General features: G+C 71.5%; 20 protein-coding genes. 14 read left to right on the top strand and 6 right to left on the bottom strand.

Going from position 1 to position 17,684, the window contains the following annotated elements:
* Entirely contained in the window at positions 1 to 1,665 is a 1,665-nt protein-coding gene (locus AC1RN0_RS03100) for a M28 family metallopeptidase (RefSeq protein ID WP_492785962.1), read from the top strand.
* 151 nt (positions 1,666 to 1,816) lie between these two features.
* Here AC1RN0_RS03100 and AC1RN0_RS03095 read toward each other — a convergent pair whose 3' ends face one another.
* Together AC1RN0_RS03095 and AC1RN0_RS03090 are read right to left on the bottom strand one after the other, a co-directional pair.
* Entirely contained in the window at positions 1,817 to 2,671 is an 855-nt protein-coding gene (locus tag AC1RN0_RS03095; protein ID WP_492785961.1) for an enoyl-CoA hydratase-related protein, read from the bottom strand.
* A gap of 82 nt (positions 2,672 to 2,753) precedes the next feature.
* On the bottom strand, positions 2,754 to 2,933 hold the full coding sequence (locus AC1RN0_RS03090; protein ID WP_492785960.1) for a hypothetical protein: 180 nt from the start codon (positions 2,931 to 2,933) through the stop codon (positions 2,754 to 2,756).
* 146 nt (positions 2,934 to 3,079) lie between these two features.
* Here AC1RN0_RS03090 and AC1RN0_RS03085 point away from each other — a divergent pair, with 146 nt between their 5' ends.
* From AC1RN0_RS03085 to arr, 3 genes are all read left to right on the top strand, one after another.
* A complete protein-coding gene (locus tag AC1RN0_RS03085) occupies positions 3,080 to 3,511 on the top strand; it encodes a hypothetical protein (RefSeq protein ID WP_492785959.1) in 432 nt (143 codons plus the stop codon).
* A gap of 2 nt (positions 3,512 to 3,513) precedes the next feature.
* Entirely contained in the window at positions 3,514 to 3,729 is a 216-nt protein-coding gene (locus AC1RN0_RS03080) for a helix-turn-helix transcriptional regulator (RefSeq protein ID WP_492785958.1), read from the top strand.
* Positions 3,730 to 3,879: 150 nt separating this feature from the next.
* On the top strand, positions 3,880 to 4,296 hold the full coding sequence (gene arr, locus AC1RN0_RS03075) for an NAD(+)--rifampin ADP-ribosyltransferase (RefSeq protein WP_492785957.1): 417 nt from the start codon (positions 3,880 to 3,882) through the stop codon (positions 4,294 to 4,296).
* A gap of 3 nt (positions 4,297 to 4,299) precedes the next feature.
* On the opposite strand, the gene AC1RN0_RS03070 is transcribed toward arr, so the two are convergent.
* Together AC1RN0_RS03070 and AC1RN0_RS03065 are read right to left on the bottom strand one after the other, a co-directional pair.
* A complete protein-coding gene (locus AC1RN0_RS03070) occupies positions 4,300 to 4,824 on the bottom strand; it encodes a phosphoribosyltransferase (protein WP_492785956.1) in 525 nt (174 codons plus the stop codon).
* On the bottom strand, positions 4,824 to 5,690 hold the full coding sequence (locus AC1RN0_RS03065) for an MJ0042-type zinc finger domain-containing protein (protein WP_492785955.1): 867 nt from the start codon (positions 5,688 to 5,690) through the stop codon (positions 4,824 to 4,826). The genes AC1RN0_RS03070 and AC1RN0_RS03065 overlap by 1 nt, the downstream gene beginning before the upstream one ends.
* A gap of 54 nt (positions 5,691 to 5,744) precedes the next feature.
* Between AC1RN0_RS03065 and ftsE the strand changes: the two genes are divergently transcribed.
* The 6 genes from ftsE (at position 5,745) to AC1RN0_RS03035 (ending at position 12,293) form a co-directional block, all read left to right on the top strand.
* The gene (gene ftsE, locus AC1RN0_RS03060; protein ID WP_492785954.1) at positions 5,745 to 6,482 is read left to right on the top strand and encodes a cell division ATP-binding protein FtsE; all 738 of its coding nucleotides are present in this window, start codon (positions 5,745 to 5,747) and stop codon (positions 6,480 to 6,482) included.
* Positions 6,479 to 7,372 (top strand): cell division protein FtsX, encoded by an 894-nt coding sequence (locus AC1RN0_RS03055; RefSeq protein WP_492785953.1) that lies wholly within the window; start codon positions 6,479 to 6,481, stop codon positions 7,370 to 7,372. Before ftsE ends, AC1RN0_RS03055 begins: the two co-directional genes overlap by 4 nt.
* Positions 7,369 to 8,007, top strand: coding sequence for a YdcF family protein (locus tag AC1RN0_RS03050; protein ID WP_492785952.1), 639 nt, complete (start codon positions 7,369 to 7,371; stop codon positions 8,005 to 8,007). The genes AC1RN0_RS03055 and AC1RN0_RS03050 overlap by 4 nt, the downstream gene beginning before the upstream one ends.
* Positions 8,004 to 8,717 carry a lysophospholipid acyltransferase family protein gene (locus AC1RN0_RS03045; protein WP_492785951.1) on the top strand — a complete coding sequence of 238 codons (714 nt, stop codon included), beginning with the start codon at positions 8,004 to 8,006 and terminating at the stop codon, positions 8,715 to 8,717. The genes AC1RN0_RS03050 and AC1RN0_RS03045 overlap by 4 nt, the downstream gene beginning before the upstream one ends.
* 77 nt (positions 8,718 to 8,794) lie before the next feature.
* Positions 8,795 to 9,238, top strand: coding sequence for a DUF2147 domain-containing protein (locus tag AC1RN0_RS03040; protein ID WP_492785950.1), 444 nt, complete (start codon positions 8,795 to 8,797; stop codon positions 9,236 to 9,238).
* 91 nt (positions 9,239 to 9,329) lie between these two features.
* Complete coding sequence (locus AC1RN0_RS03035; protein WP_492785949.1) at positions 9,330 to 12,293, top strand: DUF2135 domain-containing protein; 2,964 nt, start codon at positions 9,330 to 9,332, stop codon at positions 12,291 to 12,293.
* Here the strand turns inward: AC1RN0_RS03035 and AC1RN0_RS03030 are convergent, their stop codons facing one another.
* A complete protein-coding gene (locus tag AC1RN0_RS03030) occupies positions 12,294 to 12,848 on the bottom strand; it encodes a gamma-glutamylcyclotransferase (RefSeq protein ID WP_492785948.1) in 555 nt (184 codons plus the stop codon).
* Between the two features lie 28 nt (positions 12,849 to 12,876).
* Between AC1RN0_RS03030 and AC1RN0_RS03025 the strand changes: the two genes are divergently transcribed.
* From AC1RN0_RS03025 to AC1RN0_RS03010, 4 genes are all read left to right on the top strand, one after another.
* On the top strand, positions 12,877 to 13,827 hold the full coding sequence (locus tag AC1RN0_RS03025) for a DUF2125 domain-containing protein (RefSeq protein WP_492785947.1): 951 nt from the start codon (positions 12,877 to 12,879) through the stop codon (positions 13,825 to 13,827).
* Positions 13,828 to 14,064: 237 nt separating this feature from the next.
* Complete coding sequence (locus AC1RN0_RS03020; protein ID WP_492785946.1) at positions 14,065 to 14,865, top strand: chorismate mutase; 801 nt, start codon at positions 14,065 to 14,067, stop codon at positions 14,863 to 14,865.
* Positions 14,866 to 14,906: 41 nt separating this feature from the next.
* Complete coding sequence (hisC, locus tag AC1RN0_RS03015) at positions 14,907 to 16,031, top strand: histidinol-phosphate transaminase (RefSeq protein ID WP_492785945.1); 1,125 nt, start codon at positions 14,907 to 14,909, stop codon at positions 16,029 to 16,031.
* Positions 16,032 to 16,161: 130 nt separating this feature from the next.
* Positions 16,162 to 17,094 (top strand): prephenate/arogenate dehydrogenase family protein, encoded by a 933-nt coding sequence (locus tag AC1RN0_RS03010; RefSeq protein ID WP_492785944.1) that lies wholly within the window; start codon positions 16,162 to 16,164, stop codon positions 17,092 to 17,094.
* On the opposite strand, the gene AC1RN0_RS03005 is transcribed toward AC1RN0_RS03010, so the two are convergent.
* Positions 17,091 to 17,639 carry an SRPBCC family protein gene (locus AC1RN0_RS03005; protein WP_492785943.1) on the bottom strand — a complete coding sequence of 183 codons (549 nt, stop codon included), beginning with the start codon at positions 17,637 to 17,639 and terminating at the stop codon, positions 17,091 to 17,093. The two genes, AC1RN0_RS03010 and AC1RN0_RS03005, sit on opposite strands and share 4 nt — an antisense overlap.
* Positions 17,640 to 17,684: the final 45 nt, after the last annotated feature.

Here is a 17,684-nt window from a genome sequence, read left to right as displayed (position 1 = left end):
ATGACCCGACGCCTTCTCGCCGCCCTGGCGCTCGGTGCGCTCGTCACTGTTCCGGCCTCGGCCCGGGAAGGCGGGGTCGTCTCGCCCGACCGGCTGGCCGCCCATGTGCAGACGCTGGGCGACCCAGCCTTCGCCGGCCGCGCGCCGGGCGGTCCCGGCGAGCAAAAGACGATCGACTACCTGGTCGGCCAGTTCAGGGCGCTCGGCCTTCAGCCGGCCGGCGACAACGGCGGCTGGACCCAGCAGGTCTCGCTCTACCGCTTCGTCGTGCCGCGCGACGCCCGGTTCAGCCTCAGCGTCGGCGGCGTCGACCGGACGCTGGTCCAGACCACCGACATCATGGCCGCCAGCCAGCGGCCGGTGGACCGGGTGACCATCGACAAGGCCCCGCTGGTGTTCGTCGGCTACGGCGTCAGCGCGCCCGAGCGCGGCTGGGACGATTTCAAGGGCGTCGACCTGACGGGCAAGATCGCCGTCATCCTGATCAACGACCCGGACTTCGAAGCGCAGCCCGGGGATGCGGTCGCCGGCAGGTTCGGCGGCAAGGCCGCGACCTACTACGCGCGCTGGACCTACAAGTACGAGGAAGCCGTGCGCCGCGGCGCCATCGGCGCCCTGATCGTCCACGAAACGGCGGGCGCCGCCTATCCCTGGACCACGGTGGTGGCCTCGAACGGCGAGAGCTTCGACGTCGTGCGGGAGCATCCGGAAACGGCGAAGCTGTTGCTGCAGGGCTGGATCCAGCGCGACCTGGCCGTCGACCTGTTCCGCAAGGCCGGGCTGGACTTCGAGGCCGAGAAGGCCCGCGCCCGGACGGCCGGCTTCACGCCGGTGACCCTGGCCGGGGCCCGCTTCTCCGCCGACTATCCGCTGAAGGTCGACCGCCTGATCAGCCACAATGTGCTGGCGAAAATCCCGGGCGCGACCCATCCCGACGAGAGCATCATGTTCGGGGCCCACTGGGACGCGTTCGGCATCGGCCCGGCCGACGCCTCGGGCGACACCGTGCGGCACGGCGCGGCCGACGACGCCATCGGCGTGGCCGGCCTGATCGAACTGGCGCGCGCCTTCAGGGCGGGGCCGGCGCCGCAGCGCAGCCTGGTGTTCACCGTCTGGACGGCCGAGGAGCGCGGCCTGCTCGGCTCGGAATACTATGCCGAGCATCCGGTGTTCCCGCTGGCGAAGACCGTGGCCAACTTCACCATGGACGTGCTGCAGACCGCCGGGCCGAGCCGCGACGTGGTGCTGGTCGGGGCCGGGCAGAACAGCCTCGAGCAGGATCTGGCCCGCGCCGCCGCCCGCCAGGGCCGCACCGTGACGCCCGACGCCCATCCGGAGCGGGCGCTGTTCTATCGCGCCGACCATTTCAGCGTCGCCAAGCGCGGCGTGCCGGTCCTGTTGCTGATGGGCATCGGCGGCGGGCCGGACTTGGTCGACGGCGGTCGCGAGGCCGGCGACCGCTGGGTCAGCGAGTACACGAGCAAATGCTACCACCAGCCCTGCGACGTCTGGAGCCCGGCCTGGGACCTGCGCGGCGCGGCGGCGGACGTCGACCTGCTGCTGTTCGCGGGCGGCGCGTTGGCGAATTCGCGGCTGTGGCCGGAATGGAACGAGGGGTCGGAGTTCCGGGCCGTGCGGGCGCGGTCGGCGGGGGAGCGGGAGTGAGGGGCCAGGGGCCAGGGGCCAGGGGCTAGGGAGTAGGGAGTAGGGAGTGGTCGAGCGAAGTTGCGGCGACCGCACCGCGCTTCATGTCCCTAGTCCCTAGTCCCTAGTCCCTGGCCCCTCCAGCTACTCCCTACTCCCTACTCCCTACGCCCTACTCCCCCTCCCACCACGGATACGGCGACGGCATGTCCGTCGAGACCTTGCCCGGGAAGGCCGGCTTGCGCTTTTCGAGGAAGGCCGCGACGCCCTCTCGGACGTCGGCCGAGGCGCCCATGGCCATGGCCAGCGGGCCATCGACGGCCAGCACCTTGAGCGGATCGGGCTCCTCGGCGAAGCGCTGGAACAGGGCGCGGGTGACGGCGATCGAGATGGCCGAGGTCTCCCGGGCGATCTCGAGAGCGATCTCGCGCGCGCGGTCCAGCAGGGCTTCGGGTTCGACCACCTCGCTGACCAGGCCGCCGGACAGCGCCTCGTCGGGGCCGAACACCTTGCCCGAGTAGCACCAGCGCAGGGCCTGCGGCAGGCCGACGATGCGCGGCAGAAACGAGGCGGCCCCGGCTTCGGGCGCCAGACCCCGCCGCGCGAAGACGAAGCCGATCTTCGCCCGGGTCGAGGCGATGCGGATGTCCATCGGCAGGGTCATGGTGATGCCGACCCCGACCGCCCCGCCGTTGATCGCGGCGATCGACGGCTTGCGGCAGCTGTAGATGGCCTCGACGAAGCCGCCCTTCGGCGCGCCGGTCCTCGGCCGGCCCTCGCCGAACAGCTTCGCGCCGTCGCCGCCGAAGGCGTCAGCCCCGGCCGACATATCCGCCCCGGCGCAGAAGCCGCGCCCGGCCCCGGTGACGATGATCACCCGCACCGCGTCGTCAGCGTCGGCCTGGACGAAGGCGTCGGCCAGCTCCGCCCCCATGCGGGCGGTGTAGGCGTTGAGCGCGTCGGGCCGGTTGAGGGTGATCGTCAGGATGCTGTCAGACAGCTCGGTGGTGATCGCTTCATAGGCCATGGCCGTCTCCTCCGCGCCCGTTGCCCGGGCGTCTGGACCAGCCTGTCAGGCCGCGCGGGGCGACGACAAGTATGACGTGGCGTCAGGAGGTCTTGCGGTCGCCGCGGTCGCCCTGGCCGGCCTTCGCGGGCGTCTTCGCCTTCTGCCGGACATCGGCGGCGAGCGACTTGCCGACATCGTCCGACTCCTTGAACCGGCCGCCCTCGTCGCGGCGGACGTAACGCTTGTCGGTCCCGGTATCGATCAGTTCGCGCTTGGACATGACGGGTCTCCTTTGGAAGGAAGAATCCCTTTCCGCGCCTCGGGTTCCGCGGGATCGCCATGGGCGAGGAATGTTTTACTGGACATTATGTCTGATATTTTTTACATGACGACCAACATATCAGACATTCCGAAGGGAAAGCCGTCATGCCGTTTCGCGAAAAGAGCGCCTGGATTTCGCTGATCACCACCGTGGGCGTCTGGGGGACCTACTTCTGGATCATCGGCCAGGGGCTGCTCGAGCGGCGCAGCCTGGACGGCCTGCCGGCCAGCACGGTGGGGCTGTTCATCGGCGGCACGGTCCTGATCGTCATCGTGCAGATCGTCCTGGCCATCGCCGTGGCCGTGGTGTCCGGCAAGCAGGCCGACACCCCGATGGACGAGCGCGAACGGCTGATCGACCTGAAGGCCGCGCGGGCCGGCTTCTACGCCCTGAACGGGGCGGTGTTCTGCGTCTCCGCCCTGTGGATGGCCGGCGCCAGTCCGCTGGTCATGGCCAACGGCATCCTGCTGGCCATGGTTTTGGGCGAGGTGGTCCATTCCGGCGGCAAGATCATCGGCTACCGTCGGGGCGTGTGACGATGGCCGCTCCCCCGCCGATCAGCAACACCATCCGCCGCCTGCGCTTCGACCACGGCGAGATGACCCAGCAGGCGCTGGCCGACGCCATCGGCATGACCCGCCAGACCATCGTCGCCATCGAGCAGGGCAAGTACTCCCCCTCGCTCGAGGCGGCGTTCCGCATCTCGCGCGTGTTCGGCGTGGGCGTGGAAGATGTGTTTCAGTGGGAGGGGTGACGGCCGGGGCCGCGCCCTGCCTGACCTCTATCTGGTCACGAAAAACCTAAGTTCAAGAATTGGCCGGCGGCGAATTTTCCGGACTCTGGGGTCGTCGCCGCACGGGACCGAAGTCCGCGGCGACCGCCTTCCAGGAGGATCCGCCGACCGATGACCGACTCCAAAGCACCGCAAGCCGAGGCCTATTTTCACGGAACGAAGGCCGACCTTCGGCCCGGCGACCTGATCGGCCCGGGCTTCGCCTCCAACTACGGCCGTCGCCGGACCGCGGCCTACGTCTATCTGACCGCGACCCTGGAGGCGGCGACCTGGGGCGCTGAACTGGCGGGGGGCGACGGTCCGGGCCGGATCTATATCGTCGAGCCGACCGGCGCCTTCGAGGACGACCCCAACCTGACCGACAAGAAGTTTCCGGGAAATCCGACGCGATCCTACCGTTCAAAGGCCCCGCTTCGGGTCGTGGGGGAAGTGACGGGATGGACGGGGCATTCGGCCGAGCAACTCCGGACCATGCGTGATCACCTGAAGGAACTCGACCGCCTCGGCATCGAGGCCATCGAGGACTGACCCTCAGTCCATCGCCCCGATGTAGGGCAGGCCGCGCATGCTGCCGGCGACATCCATGCCGTAGCCGACGAGGAAGCGGGCCGGGGCTTCCCAGGCGACGAAGTCGACCTTGAGCGCCCGTTCGGTCGGCCAGGGCTTTCTGGCGAAGACGGCGGTCAGCACCTCGGCGGCGCCGGCGTCCTTCACCAGGCGCGCCGCTTCGCTGAGCGACAGGCCGGTGTCGAACACGTCGTCGACGATCAGGGCCTTGCGGCCCAGCACGGGACGCTGCAGGTCGGCGCGCACCTCGCAGCGGCCGTAGCTGTGACGCTCGTCGCGGTAGGACGACAGCCACAGGGCGTCGAAATGCACATGCCGGCCGAGCCGGGCCAGGGCGCGGGTCAGGTCCGCGGCGAACCACAGGCCGCCGGTCAGCAGGCACACCATCACCGTCTCGTCGTCGATGCGCGGCGCGATCAGCGCGGCCACGGCGGCGACGCGCTCGGCGACCTCGGCTTCCGTGATCAGGACGGAGGGCTGGTCGCTCATCAGTGGCCTTCCTTGGGCAGGGCGTAGGGCGAGGCGTCCGGCAGGGCGTGGGCCTCGGCGGCGGCGACCGCCGGCACGGCGGCGGGTTCGGCCGCGCCGCGCAGGTCGAGCGTCTTCGTCTCCGGCGCATGGCCGGGCGCGGCGGGCGCGGGCGCCGCGCGATGCTTGAGATCGAAGGCGACCTCGAGATCGGCGGCGGTGGTCGGGGGATCGAGCAGCGTGACCACGAAGTGGCGCACCCCGCCCGGCGGAATCAACGGGTCGGCCGGGTCGGCCAGCTTCACCGCCACCACCTTGCCGGCCTTGTTGACCAGGGTGACGCGCAGCGGCGGGGCGGCGGCCGCCGTGTCCTCGACATTGCGGATCACGCCGGTGACGGCGAGCGCGGCGTGGCCGTCCTGCAGCGCGGCCTCGGCGCGGACATTCTCGATAGTCAGGCCCAGCCGGTTCACCGGCAGGCCGACATTGGCGTAGGCCGCGGCGCTGCCGGGCCAGAGCTGGACGACATGGACCCGGAACACCACGGCGGCGCCGACCATGGCCATCAGGGCCACGGCCATGCCGGCCCAGACGATGCCCGTGGTCACCGCTTCGCGGACCTTGCGGTCGGTGTCGGCCTTCTGGCGGAAGACTTTCGGCAGTTCCTCGCCCGGCAGGGCGCTGACCGGCGGCTCCGCGGCGAGGGGGTCGACGACCTCGCGGACCGTCGCGCCCTCGTTGGCGTCGACGAACAGCTCCAGGGCGGGTTCACCATGGGCGGTCCAGCGGTTTCCGCAGGACGAGCACTTCACCGTTCGCCCGTCCGGTCCGACCTTGTCGTCGGGGACGAAATAGCGGGTAGCGCACTCTGGACAGGTCAGTATCATGCCGGCGAATCGGACGCTCCCGCTCCTCCATTGAGGTCGCCGATTTCGGCTCCCATGTCCAGAAACCGAGACGTCGCATCCCCCGGCGAACCGCTCGCCGGCCCCATCCTGCGCTTCGACGGCGTGGGCATGCGCTATGGCCGCGCGGCCGAGGTGCTGCGCGACGTCAATTTCGCCCTGGCGCCGGGCTCGTTTCACTTCCTCACCGGGCCCTCCGGGGCCGGCAAGAGCAGTCTGCTGAAGCTGATCTATCTGGCCGAGCGGCCGTCGCGCGGCACGATCGAGCTGTTCGGCCGCGACGTGGAGGCCGTGGCCCCGTCGGACCGGCCGTTCCTGCGCCGGCGCATCGGGGTGGTGTTCCAGGAGTTCAAGCTGCTCGACCACCTGTCGGCGTTCGACAACGTCGCCCTGCCGCTGCGCATCGCCGGGGCCAAACCCGACGAATACCGCAATGACGTCGCCGAACTGCTGGCCTGGGTAGGCCTCAAGCCGCGGATGCACGCCCTGCCCCCGACGCTGTCGGGCGGCGAGAAGCAGCGGCTGGCCATCGCCCGGGCGGTGGTGGGCCGGCCCGACATCCTGCTGGCCGACGAACCGACCGGCAACGTGGACGACGCCCACGCCCTGCGCATCCTCAAGCTGTTCGTCGAGCTCAACCGGCTGGGCACCACGGTGCTGATCGCCAGCCACGACGAGGATCTCGTCGCCCGCTCCGGCCAGCCCGTGCTGCATCTCGACAAGGGCCGGCTGCGCACCTTCGGCCGAAATGTGCAGGCGGAGCCGGGCGCATGACCGACCTGTTCGATCCGCAACGCTGGAAGCCCGGACCACTGCTGCCCAGGCGCGATCCGCGCGACGGCTCGCTGGTGTTCGTCGTGGCCGTGCTGTGCTTCCTCGCCTGCCTGACGGCGCTGGGCGCGCTGGCCGCCAACCGCGCCGCCCACGGCTGGACCGGCCAGCTGACCGACTCCGCCACCGTGGTGGTGCGCGCCCAGGGGAACGAGACGCCCGACACCGCCGCCGGCCGCGCCGCGGAAGCCCTGTCGGGGGTCAAGGGCGTGACCGAGGCCCGGGCGCTGGAAAAGGCCAAGGCCGAGGCGCTGCTGGAGCCATGGCTCGGCCATGAGGCGCTGCTCGACGACCTGCCGATTCCCCGCCTCGTCGCCGTCGACCTCGACCCCAAGGCCCCGGCCAGCGCCGCGGCGCTGGACCAGGCGCTGAAGGCCGCCGGCATCGACGCGACCGTCGACGACCACAGCCTGTGGATCGGCGATATCGAACGCGGCGCGGCCGTCGCCCGCTGGTCGGCGCTGGCGGTGTTCCTGCTGATCGCCTCGGCGGCCGGGGCGGTGATCGCCTTCGCCACCCGCGCGGCCATGGCGGCCCACCGCGAAACCATCGAGGTGCTGCACCTCTCCGGCGCCCAGCCGGCCTTCGTCATTCGCCTGTTCCAGACGCGTTTCGCCCAGGCCGCGGCCCTGGCGGGCTTGTTCGGCGCGGCGGGGGCGGCCATCATCGGGGCCCTGGCCAGACTGGCCGGCGGGGGACAGGGCCTGACGCCGGTTCTGCCGGTGGCCTGGATCGACCTGGTCGCGGTCGTTCCGACGCCCCTGCTGGCCGCGCTGGTCGCCGCCGTCGCCGCCCGCCTGGCGGCGCGGGGCCTGATTGGAGAACTGTCGTGAGACGCGTTCTGGCTGTCGTTCTGGTCCTGGCCCTGATCTGGGCCGTCGGCCTCGTCGCCTTCGCCCAGCGGATCGAGCGGTCGACTCCGGCCGACGAGCCGCCGGTGGCCGACGCCGTGGTCGCCCTGACCGGCGCCTCGGACCTGCGGCTGGAGGCGGCCGTGCGGCTGCTCGAGCGCGGCAAGGGCCGCCGCCTGCTGATCTCCGGCGTCAACAAGGAGGCCAGCCGCGCCGACCTGCTGGCCGTGACCGGCGCGGTCAAGCCGATCTACGACTGCTGCGTCGACCTGGGCTACGCCGCCGCCGACACCATCGGCAATGCCGACGAGATCGCCGAATGGGCGCGCGGCAAGGGCTATGATCGGCTGATCGTGGTGACCTCCGACTACCACATGCCGCGCACCCTGCTGCTGCTGCGCGAGGTCATGCCGCAGGCGACCCTGACGCCCTACCCCGTCGTCACCGGCCCGGTCGACGTGCGTCACTGGTGGCGCAAGAGCGGGGATGCGCGCCGGCTCAGCATCGAATACTGCAAGTACCTGGCGATCCTGGTCCGCGAGAGCGTGGCCGGCGTCGCCCCGAAATCCCACGAGACGCCGCCGGCCGAGCCGGCCGCGAAAGGAACCAAGCCTTGATCCTGGTCCGGTCGCTGACCTTCATCGCCCTCTACTATCTGTATTCGACGCTCGTCGCCCTGCTGATGATCCCGCTGTTCCTCGCGCCGCGGCGCTGGGTGACGCATGTGCTGACCTGGTACGGCGCGGGCACCACCCTGCTGCTGCGGGTGATCTGCAACATCAAGGTCGAGATCCGCGGCCGCGAGCACCTGCCCAAGGGCGCGGTGCTGATCGCGGCCAAGCACCAGTGCATGTTCGACATCTTCGGCAGCTTCGCCTTCCTGCCGGACGCCTGCTTCGTGACCAAGAAGGAGCTGATGGTCATCCCGTTCCTCGGCTGGTACGCGAAAAAGGGCGGCATGATCGTCGTCGACCGCGACGGCCACGCCTCGGCCCTGCGCAAGCTGGTCGCCGACGCCCGGGACCGGTTCCGGGACGCCCGCCAGCTGGTCATCTTCGCCGAAGGCACGCGCAAGGCGCCCGGCGCCGAACCCGACTACAAGCCCGGCATCGCGGCCCTCTACCGCGACCTGAACATGCCGGTGACGCCGATGGCGCTGAACACCGGCGTTCACTGGCCGGCCCACGGGGTGATGCGCTACCCGGGCACGATCGTGTTCGAGTTCCTGCCCGCCATCCCGCCCGGCCTGAAGCGCGGCGAGTTCATGCGTGAGATGGAAACGCGGATCGAGGCTGCGTCGAACGCGCTGATCGCCGAGGGGCTGTAGGCCGCCGCTCCGCCCTTCGCCGGGGAGACGGTTTCGGGTACAACTTGCGGGCAATCCCTTTCAGACCGGAGACCCCCATGTCCCTGCCCCGGCCCCTCCTCGCCCTGTCCGCCGCCCTGCTGCTGACCGCCGGCGCGGCCTCCTCGTCAGTGGCCGCCGGCGCGGGCTCGCCTGTCGGCGTCTGGCTGACGCCCGACGACCACGGCCAGATCGAGGTGTTTCCCTGCGGCGCCAGGCTGTGCGGCAAGATCCTCACCTCCGACAAGATCCGCGCCAATCCGGGCCTGAAGGACGAAGCCAACAAGGACCCGGCGCTGCGCAACCGCCCGCTCAAAGGGCTGGTGATCATGACCGGCTTCAACGGCGGCCCGGCCCGCTGGACCGGCGGCGCCATCTACCGCCCGCAGGACGGCGGCACCTACCAGGGCACGATGGACCTCGTCGACGGCGGCACGCTGAAGCTCAAGGGCTGCGTGGTCGCGCCGCTGTGCCAGACGCAGACCTGGAAGCGGGCCGGCTAGAACGCCGGGCGCGGGCGCCCCGCAAACGGGAGTTGCGGGGTCCCTGAGCCCATGCGGTACTTCCACCCAAACCGGCACAGGGTGGAAGCGTATGCGTGGATTGGGTCTCGGGGTTGTCCTGGCGGCGCTGATGCTGGCCGGGCCTGTCGTCGCCGCGCCGGCCAACCCGGAACTGCTGGCGCGCGACTATTTCGGCGACGGCGGCAAGCCGCGTGACGAGCAGCTGAAGATCGGCGCTCTCGACCTCAAGGTCGACATCGCCGGCGGCGCCGCGGTGACCACCGCCACGATCCACTTCGACAACCCGTCGGCCCGACCGGTGGAAGGGGCGTTCACGCTGGACCTGCCGGCGGGCTCGGTGGTCACCGGCTATGCGCTCGACATCAACGGCCAGATGGTCGACGGCGTGCTGGTCGGCGAGCGCAAGGCGCGGCTGGCCTATGAAGCGCAGGTGCGGCGCGGGATCGATCCCGGCATCGCCACAGTGACCCGCGCCGGGGCGTTCAAGACGCGCGTGTTCCCCATCCTGCCCGGCAAGGGGCGGACCATCCGGCTGACGTTTGTCACCCCGCTGCAGGCCGGCGGCGCCTACGTCTTCCCGCTGGAGTCGGCCAAGACCGTGGGGGCGTTCAGCCTGGAGGTGACCGGTCAGGACCTGGCGGCGACGCCGACCGTGACGGGCCCGGGCGGGCTGACGGCGCGGATCAACGGCGGGGCGGTGAGCGCGCGCGAGGTCAAGCTCGCGGGCGGCCTGACCATCGGCCCCGTTCAGCGCGCCACGCCCATGCTGACCGCCCGCCACGCCAGCGGCGACGCCTTTTTCGAGATCGACGACGTGGCCGCGCCGCGGACCGCGGGCGATCTGGCGGCCCGTCGCGTGCGGATCTACTGGGACCGGTCGCTGTCGCGCGCCAATGACGACCTGGCCGCCGAGCGGCGGCTGGTCGAGCTGTACCTGGCCCAGGCCGCGCCGGGCGCGGTGGACCTGGTGCTGTTCGACGCCGGCGCGCCGCGGGTGCGGACGTTCACCGGACCGGACGCGCGGGAGCAGGTGCTGGAGGCGCTCAAGGGGGTGACCTATGGCAGCGGCGCCTCGATGAAGGGTCTGTTCGACCTCGACGCGCCGACGGCGGACGTCTGCCTGTTCGTCTCCGACGGGGTGATGACCGTCGACGCCTACAAGCCCGTGCGGGCGCCCTGCCGGCTCTATGCGGTGTCGAGCACGGCCGACGCCGATCGCGGCCTGCTGCGCGCCCTGGCCGGCCGCTCGGGCGGCGAGGCGGTGGACCTGACGGCGCAGACGCCGGACCAGGCCGTCACGCGGCTGGACCGTGACGCGCCGCGGGTGCTGGACGTGCGGACGGCCGACGGCGAGGACGTCGACTTCCGCGTGCTGCCGGCCGGCGCCGGACGCTTCCGCATCGTCGGGCAGCTCCCGCGCACCGAACGGCTGACCGTCCGGCTGGCCGACGCCGCCGACGGCAACAGGAGCTACGCCGTACCCGCCGGCGCGCCGCGCGCCCACGACGGGCTGGGCGCCCTGTGGGCGGTGGACCAGCTGGGCGACCTGTCCGCCACGGACCAGCCGGACCAGGAGCGGATCATCGCCTTCGCCCGGAAATATTCGGTGGCCAGCCCGGCCGCGGCCTTCATCGTGCTCGAGCAGCTGCAGGACTACATCAACGCCGGCATCGCCCCGCCCGAGAGCCTCGGCAAGGAGATGCTGGCCCAGTACCGCGAGGCGCGGAAGGCCGCCGAGCAGACCGCCCGCGACGCCAAGGCCGACCGGCTCGGCGACGTGATCGAGTTGTGGGACGCCCAGAAGGCCTGGTGGGCGACGAAGTTCGATCCTCAGGCGCGGCCGAAGGGCGCCGGGGACGGCGGCATGCTTCGGCGGCCGGCGCCGCCCCCGGCGATGGCCATGCCGCCGCCGCCCCCGCCTCCTCCGCCGCCCCCTCCTCCGCCTCCGCCTCCGGTCAGCGGGGATACCAGCGTCAACGCCGTCGTTGTGACCGCGCAACGTCAGGCCGACGGCGCCGCCGCACCCGCGCCGGCCTCGCCCGAGCCCGCGACCGCCTCCGGCCGGCCGATGACGGTCCAGCTCGAGCCCTGGAACCCCGACCGGCCGTACCTGAAGGCGTTGAAGGCGGCGAAGGCAGAGGACTTCTGGACCGTGTTCCATGAGCAGGAGGCGCTCTCCGGCGCCTTGCCGGCCTTCTACCTCGACGTGGCCGAGTACCTGTTCCGCGAGGGCCGGGTCGAGGACGCCCGGGCGGTGGCGCTCAGTGCGCTGGAGCTGCCGGTCGCCGACGTCACCACCCTGACCATCCTGGCTGACCGGATGATGCGCTACGGCGACGACAGCCGCGCCGAGTGGATGTACGAGCGGATCCTCTATCTCGAGCCGGACCGTCCGCAGCCGCGCCGCGACCTGGCGCTGGCGCTGATCACGCGGGCGGAACGGCCCGGCGCGCCGCGCGCCCGCGTGATCGCCGACTATCGCCGCGCGCTGGACCTGCTGACCGAGGTGGTGATGACCCCGTGGAACGCCGACTGGGACGGCATCGAGGTCATCTCGCTGATGGAGGCCAACCGGATCATTCCGAAGCTGAAGGCCCTTGGGGTCAGCGACATCCCGCTCGATCCGCGCCTGGTCGCGCTGCTCGATGTCGATCTGCGGGTTGTGATGGACTGGAACACCAATGTCACCGACATGGACCTGTGGATCGACGAGCCGAGCGGCGAACGGGCCATCTACAACAATCCCAGGACCGCCATCGGCGGCCGGCTGTCGAACGACATGACGCGCGGCTACGGGCCCGAGGAGTACCTGCTGCACCGCGCGCCGCGCGGGGAGTATGTCCTGCAGGCCAATGTCTTCTCGGCCGACCGCCTCAACCCGAACGGGCCGGTGATCGTCAAGCTGCGCATCTACCGCGCCTGGGGACGGCCGGACGAGCAGGTCGAGTCGCTGGAGATCGAACTGACGCCGGGCGAGCACGGCACGCGCAGGCTGGGCAGCGTGCGGGTCGGGGCGCGGCCGACGCCGCCGTAGTCAGGCGGCGCCGGCGGCGGCCTCCCGCTCCTCGACCATGGCCAGCAGGCGTTCCATGCCGGCGTCGCGGACGGCTTCCTCGCGCAGGTGGACGACGAGGTCGCGGAGGTAGTCGATGTTGCGGCCGGACAGGCCCGCCGCGCCGTAGATCAGGTCGGCCTGCTGGTCGAGCGTCAGGGCGCCGGCCCACTGCTTGTGCAGGGGGTCCGACAGGAAGACCAGGGTCTCGACCTTGCCGACGCCGTCGATCCTGACCGGTCGCCAGGCCTCGACATAGGTCTCGGTCGGCTGTTCGCGCTCGCGCAGATAGGCGTAGGTCTCCGGCCACTCAGAGGCGGCCACCCGGTAGGCCATGCCGCGCGTCGCGCCGCCGGGGGCCAGGCCCAGCACCAGTCCCGGCCGCTCGTAGGTCCCCCGGTGGTGCACCGAATATATGCAGAAGGCGCGCCGCCGCCCGTGGAGGGTTGCACGGCGGCGGTCTATGAACGGGAACCCGGGCCGCCACATAAGCGATCCGTATCCGAACACCCAGCGGTCCTGTTCCGCGCCGTCCATCCGTCGTCCTTGCAAAGCGCCCGTGCCCATGACCCTGCCCGATAGCCCGCCCCGCCGGAAGTCCCACAGGATCGGACTTTTTCTGCCCTGGCTGTTGGCATTGCTGCTGGTGGTCGGCTGGAGCATCGCCTGGGTCAAGCTGCGCGGCGAGACGGTCACGCGGATGGACGCGGCCGTCGCCGAGCTGCGGGCGCAGGGGTACCCCGTGTCGTGGAAGACGCGCACCGTGACCGGCTTCCCGTTCCGGCTCGACGTGACCCTGACCGAGCCGCGCATCGGCGAGCCGTCGGGCTGGGCCCTGGCCATGCCGCTGCTCAAGGGCGAGGCCTATATCTACCGGCTGGACCAGTGGATGCTAGTCGCGCCCGACGGCGTGACCGTCAGCCGCCCGGACGGCGGGCCGGTGACCGTGCGGGCGCGGGCGCTGCGCGCCAGCCTCGGCGGGTTCGGAGCGACGCCGCCGAAGCTGTCGATCGAGGGGGTGGACGTGGCCGTCGACACCCCGCCGGGCGGCAAGCCGTCGATGATCCAGTCCGCCGACCGGCTGGAGCTGCACACCCGGCCCGGCCCTGACGACCAGGGCGGGGTGCTGTTCCGCGTCGAGGGCGCGCGGCTGCGACTGAAGGGCCTGCCGGCGCGCATCGCCCAGGACCGGCCGGTGTCGATGACCTGGGACCTGACGCTGTCGAAGGTCAGCGGCTTCCACGGGAACAGCTGGCCCTCGGCCGTGCGGCGCTGGCGCGACGGCGGCGGGGCGCTGACCGTGCGCAGCGCCGAGCTGCGCGGCGGCGACGCCCTGCTGACCGGCGGCGGCGGCCCGCTGCGGGTTGGGCTGGACGGACGGCTCGCAGGCCGGCTCGACGCCCGGCTGAAGGACGCCGACGGCGGCGGCCAGAGCTTCGGCGGGCCGGTCGAGCTGAAGGACGGCGAGGCGAAGTTCGGTCCGTTCAGCCTCGGCCCGTCGCCGCGGGTGTTCTGAGGCCGCGGCTTTGGGATGCTCCCCCCACCGGAGCTGTCAGCCCGAACGGGCTGGCAGAGGGGGCTTTTGCCGGACGCGGCCGTACCCCCTCCGTCTCGCCTCCGGCGAGCCACCTCGCCCGGTGGGGGGAGATCCAAAGCCGGGCGCCGGGCGCGGGAATTTTCTTCCCCCGCGCGTCGGGTATTGCCCCCTTCGCCGCAATGCCATAGGTCCGCAGGCTCGCTTCGGGGAAGATTTATGGGCGCCGACGCTCCCACGCCACCGCTGACACTGGACGCCATCCGCGCCCGCATCGACGTCCTCGACGGCGAGATGCTGGCGCTCGTCGGCGAACGGGCGGCGCTGGCCAAGGCGGTGGCCGAGGCCAAGCGGGCGGCCGGCGACGGCGGCAAGTTCGGCCTGCGACCCGTGCGCGAAGCCCAGATCATGCGCCGCCTGCTGGCGGCCCGCGACCCGGCGGCCAGCCCGGCCCTGGTTGTGCGCATCTGGCGCGAGATCATCGGCGACAGCCTGAGCCAGCAGGGCCCGTTCCATCTGTCGGTCTGGGGCGGCAAGCTGGAGAGCCGGGCCGTCGAACTGGCCCGGCTGCGCTTCGGCGTGGCGCCGAAGCTGGCGATCGCCGACAAGCCCGAGCAGGCGCTGGCCGCCGCCAAGACGCCCGGCGGCGTCGGCGTGCTGGCCCTGACGCCGGACTCCAGCTGGTGGGGCCGGCTGCTGGCCGAGCCGACGCTGAAGGTGTTCGCGACCCTGCCCTGCCTGAGCGCCTGGGGCCCGACGGCCGCCCTGGCCGTGGCCCAGGTCGAGGTCGGCCCGTCCGGCGCCGACCAGACCCTGTGGGTCACTGACGCCCCCGACATCGGCAAGACCATCGAGGCGCTGAGCCGGGACGGCGTCGCCGGCGGCCCCCTGGCCCAGCACGGCGGCCTGACCCTCTATGCGCTGGCGGGCTATTACCAGCACGATGACGCCAGGCTGGCCCGCGCGCCGGGGCGGCTGCATGGCGTCATCGGCGCGGCTCCCGAACCCTTCGACCTTTAGGCCTCTTCGTGTAAGAGGCCCGTGCAAATCGGACCTCTGACATGACCGCCCAAGCGACCGACCGTTCCAAAGCCGACCGCCCCGTGCCCAAGCCGGGCATTCTCGACATCGAGGCCTACAAGCCCGGCAAGGCCACCGCCGAGGGCATCACGCACCCGATCAAGCTGTCGGCCAACGAGAACATCCTCGGTTCGTCGCCCAAGGCCCAGGCGGCCTACGCCGGCGCCGTCGACAAGCTGGCGCTGTATCCCGATCCGCGCGCCAGCATCCTGCGGGAGGGCATCGCGGCCAAGTTCGGTCTCGAGCCGGAGCGGCTGCTGTTCGGCTGCGGCTCGGACGAGGTGTTCCAGCTGCTCTGCCAGACCTTCCTCGAGCCCGGCGACAACATGGTCCAGCCCGCGCACGGCTTCGCCGCCTGGGCCATCGGCGCGCGCGCCTGCGGGGCGGAAATCCGCAACGCCCCGGAGAAGGACCTGCACGTCGACGTCGACGCCCTGCTGGAACAGGTCGACGACCGCACCCGGCTGGTGTTCGTCGCCAATCCGGCCAATCCGACCGGCACCTGGATCCCGTTCAGCGAGATCCGCCGCCTGCACGAGAACCTGCCGCCGTCGGTGGTGCTCGTGCTCGACGGCGCCTACGCCGAATTCCAGAGCGACCGCGACAGCAGCGAGGACTTCGAGCTGGCGCGGCACGAGCGCAACATCGCCGTCACCCGGACCTTCTCGAAGATCTACGGCCTCGCCGCCCTGCGCGTCGGCTGGGGCTATCTGCCGGCCGAGATGACCGCCGCCATCGACCGCATCCGGCTGCCGTTCAACGTCAACATCCCGGCCCAGCTGGCCGCGGTGGCCGCGCTCGGCGACGACGACTTCAAGCAGCGCTCGATCGACCTGGTCGAGACCTGGCGGCCGTGGATGGCGCAGCAGCTGGGCGGGCTGGGCCTGGACGTTGCCCCGTCAGCGGCCAACTTCGTGCTGGTCGGCTTCCCGAAGACGCCGGGCAAGACCGCCGTCGAGGCCGAGGCCTTCCTCGCCTCGCGCGGCTATCTGGTGCGCGGCGTGACCAACTATGGCCTGCCCGACCACCTGCGCATCACCATCGGGCTCGAAGAGCACAACCGCGCCGTCGTCGACGCCCTCGCCGCGTTCATGGGGAGGGCATGACCATGGGTGCGTGGTTCGAGACGCTCGCTGAACGCTCGCTCCTCACCATGACGAGGTGGGGTGGACGGCACGATATTCGTCATCCAGAGGAGCGATCCCTCAGGATCGCGTCTCGAAGGACGCACTGACCATGCCCGGACAACTCTTCAACCAGCTGACCATCGTCGGCTGCGGCCTGATCGGCTCGTCGATCGTCCGGGCGGCGCGCCTGCACGGCCTGGTCGGCAGCATCGTCATCGCCGACCCTTCGGAATTCGTGCGGGCGCGGGTCACCGAGCTGGGGCTGGCCGACCGGGTCACAGGCGACATCGGCGACGGGGTCGCCGGCTCGGACCTGGTGATCTTCGCCGTGCCGGTGCTGGCAATGGGCGAGGCGATGGCCGCCGCCGCCGGCCATCTGGCGCCGGGGGCCATCGTCAGCGACGTCGGCTCGGTCAAGGGCACGGTCGGCGAGGCGCTGATGGCCCATGCGCCGGACAACGTCTTCGTCATCCCTGGCCACCCGATCGCCGGCACCGAGCACTCGGGCCCCGACGCCGGGTTCGCCGAGTTGTTCGACGGCCGCTGGACCATCCTCACCCCCCTGCCCAGCGAGCAGGCCGGCTATGCCGAGGCGGTGGCGAAGCTGTCAGCCTTCTGGCGCGGCTGCGGCGCCCAGGTCGAGGTGATGGACGCCGCGCACCACGACCTGGTGCTGGCCATCACCAGCCACTTGCCGCACCTGATCGCCTACAACATCGTCGGCACCGCCTCGGACCTCGAGGGCGTCACCGAGGGCGAGGTGATGAAGTACTCGGCCGGCGGCTTCCGCGACTTCACCCGCATCGCCGCCAGCGACCCGACCATGTGGCGCGACATCTTCGTGGCCAACAAGGACGCGGTGCTGGAGGTGCTGGGCCGGTTCACCGAGGACCTGCAGGCGCTCAGCCGCGCGATCCGCTGGGGCGAGGCCGACAAGCTGCACGAGCTGTTCACCCGCACCCGCGCCATCCGCCGGGGCGTCATCGCGCTCGGCCAGGAAAGCGCCGAGCCGAACTTCGGCCGGGACCGCGGGAAGCACTAACCCCCCGTCGCCACCCGGCGCAGGCCTTCCAGCACGCGCGGCGTGTCCTTGCGCAGGCCGGCGCGGACGAGCACCGGCGGGGCGAAGATCTGGGCGCCCATGCGGGTGCGGTAGGTGACCCGGGTGGCTTGGCCGCTGTTCAGCGGGGCCAGGTCCCATTCGCCCTCGAAGGTCTTCAGGTTGCCGTCCAGCTTGCGGAAGCGGATGCGGCGGCCCGTCTCGTAGTCCGAGCGGAACACATAGCGGAAGCTGGGCCACAGCGGCCCGCCGCGCGTGACATGCTCGCGTACGTCCCAGCCGTCGCCGGCCTTGACCACGCGGCACTGGACCAGGCTGCGGATCATCGCCCGGGTGGCGTTGCAGTCGGTCATGGCGCTCCAGACCTTCTGCGCCGGGGCCGGGATGTCGATGGTCGCGTTGATCAGGGCCGACTCGCCGTCCGGATCGAGCGTCACCGAGACCCAGGGCTGGTCGGCGGTCGGGGCGGCCAGGGCCGTGGTGGCGGCGGCCAGCGCCAGGGCGGCGGCGCAGAGGATGAGGCGCATCGGCAGGTCTCCCGCTCGCGCCGCGAACGGCGCGTCGGACGGCGG

It is taken from the genome of Caulobacter sp. GW821-FHT12F03 (genome assembly GCF_058806855.1).
The sequence above is the reverse complement of the archived record's forward strand: the minus strand, read 5'-3'. Positions and strand labels throughout refer to the sequence as shown.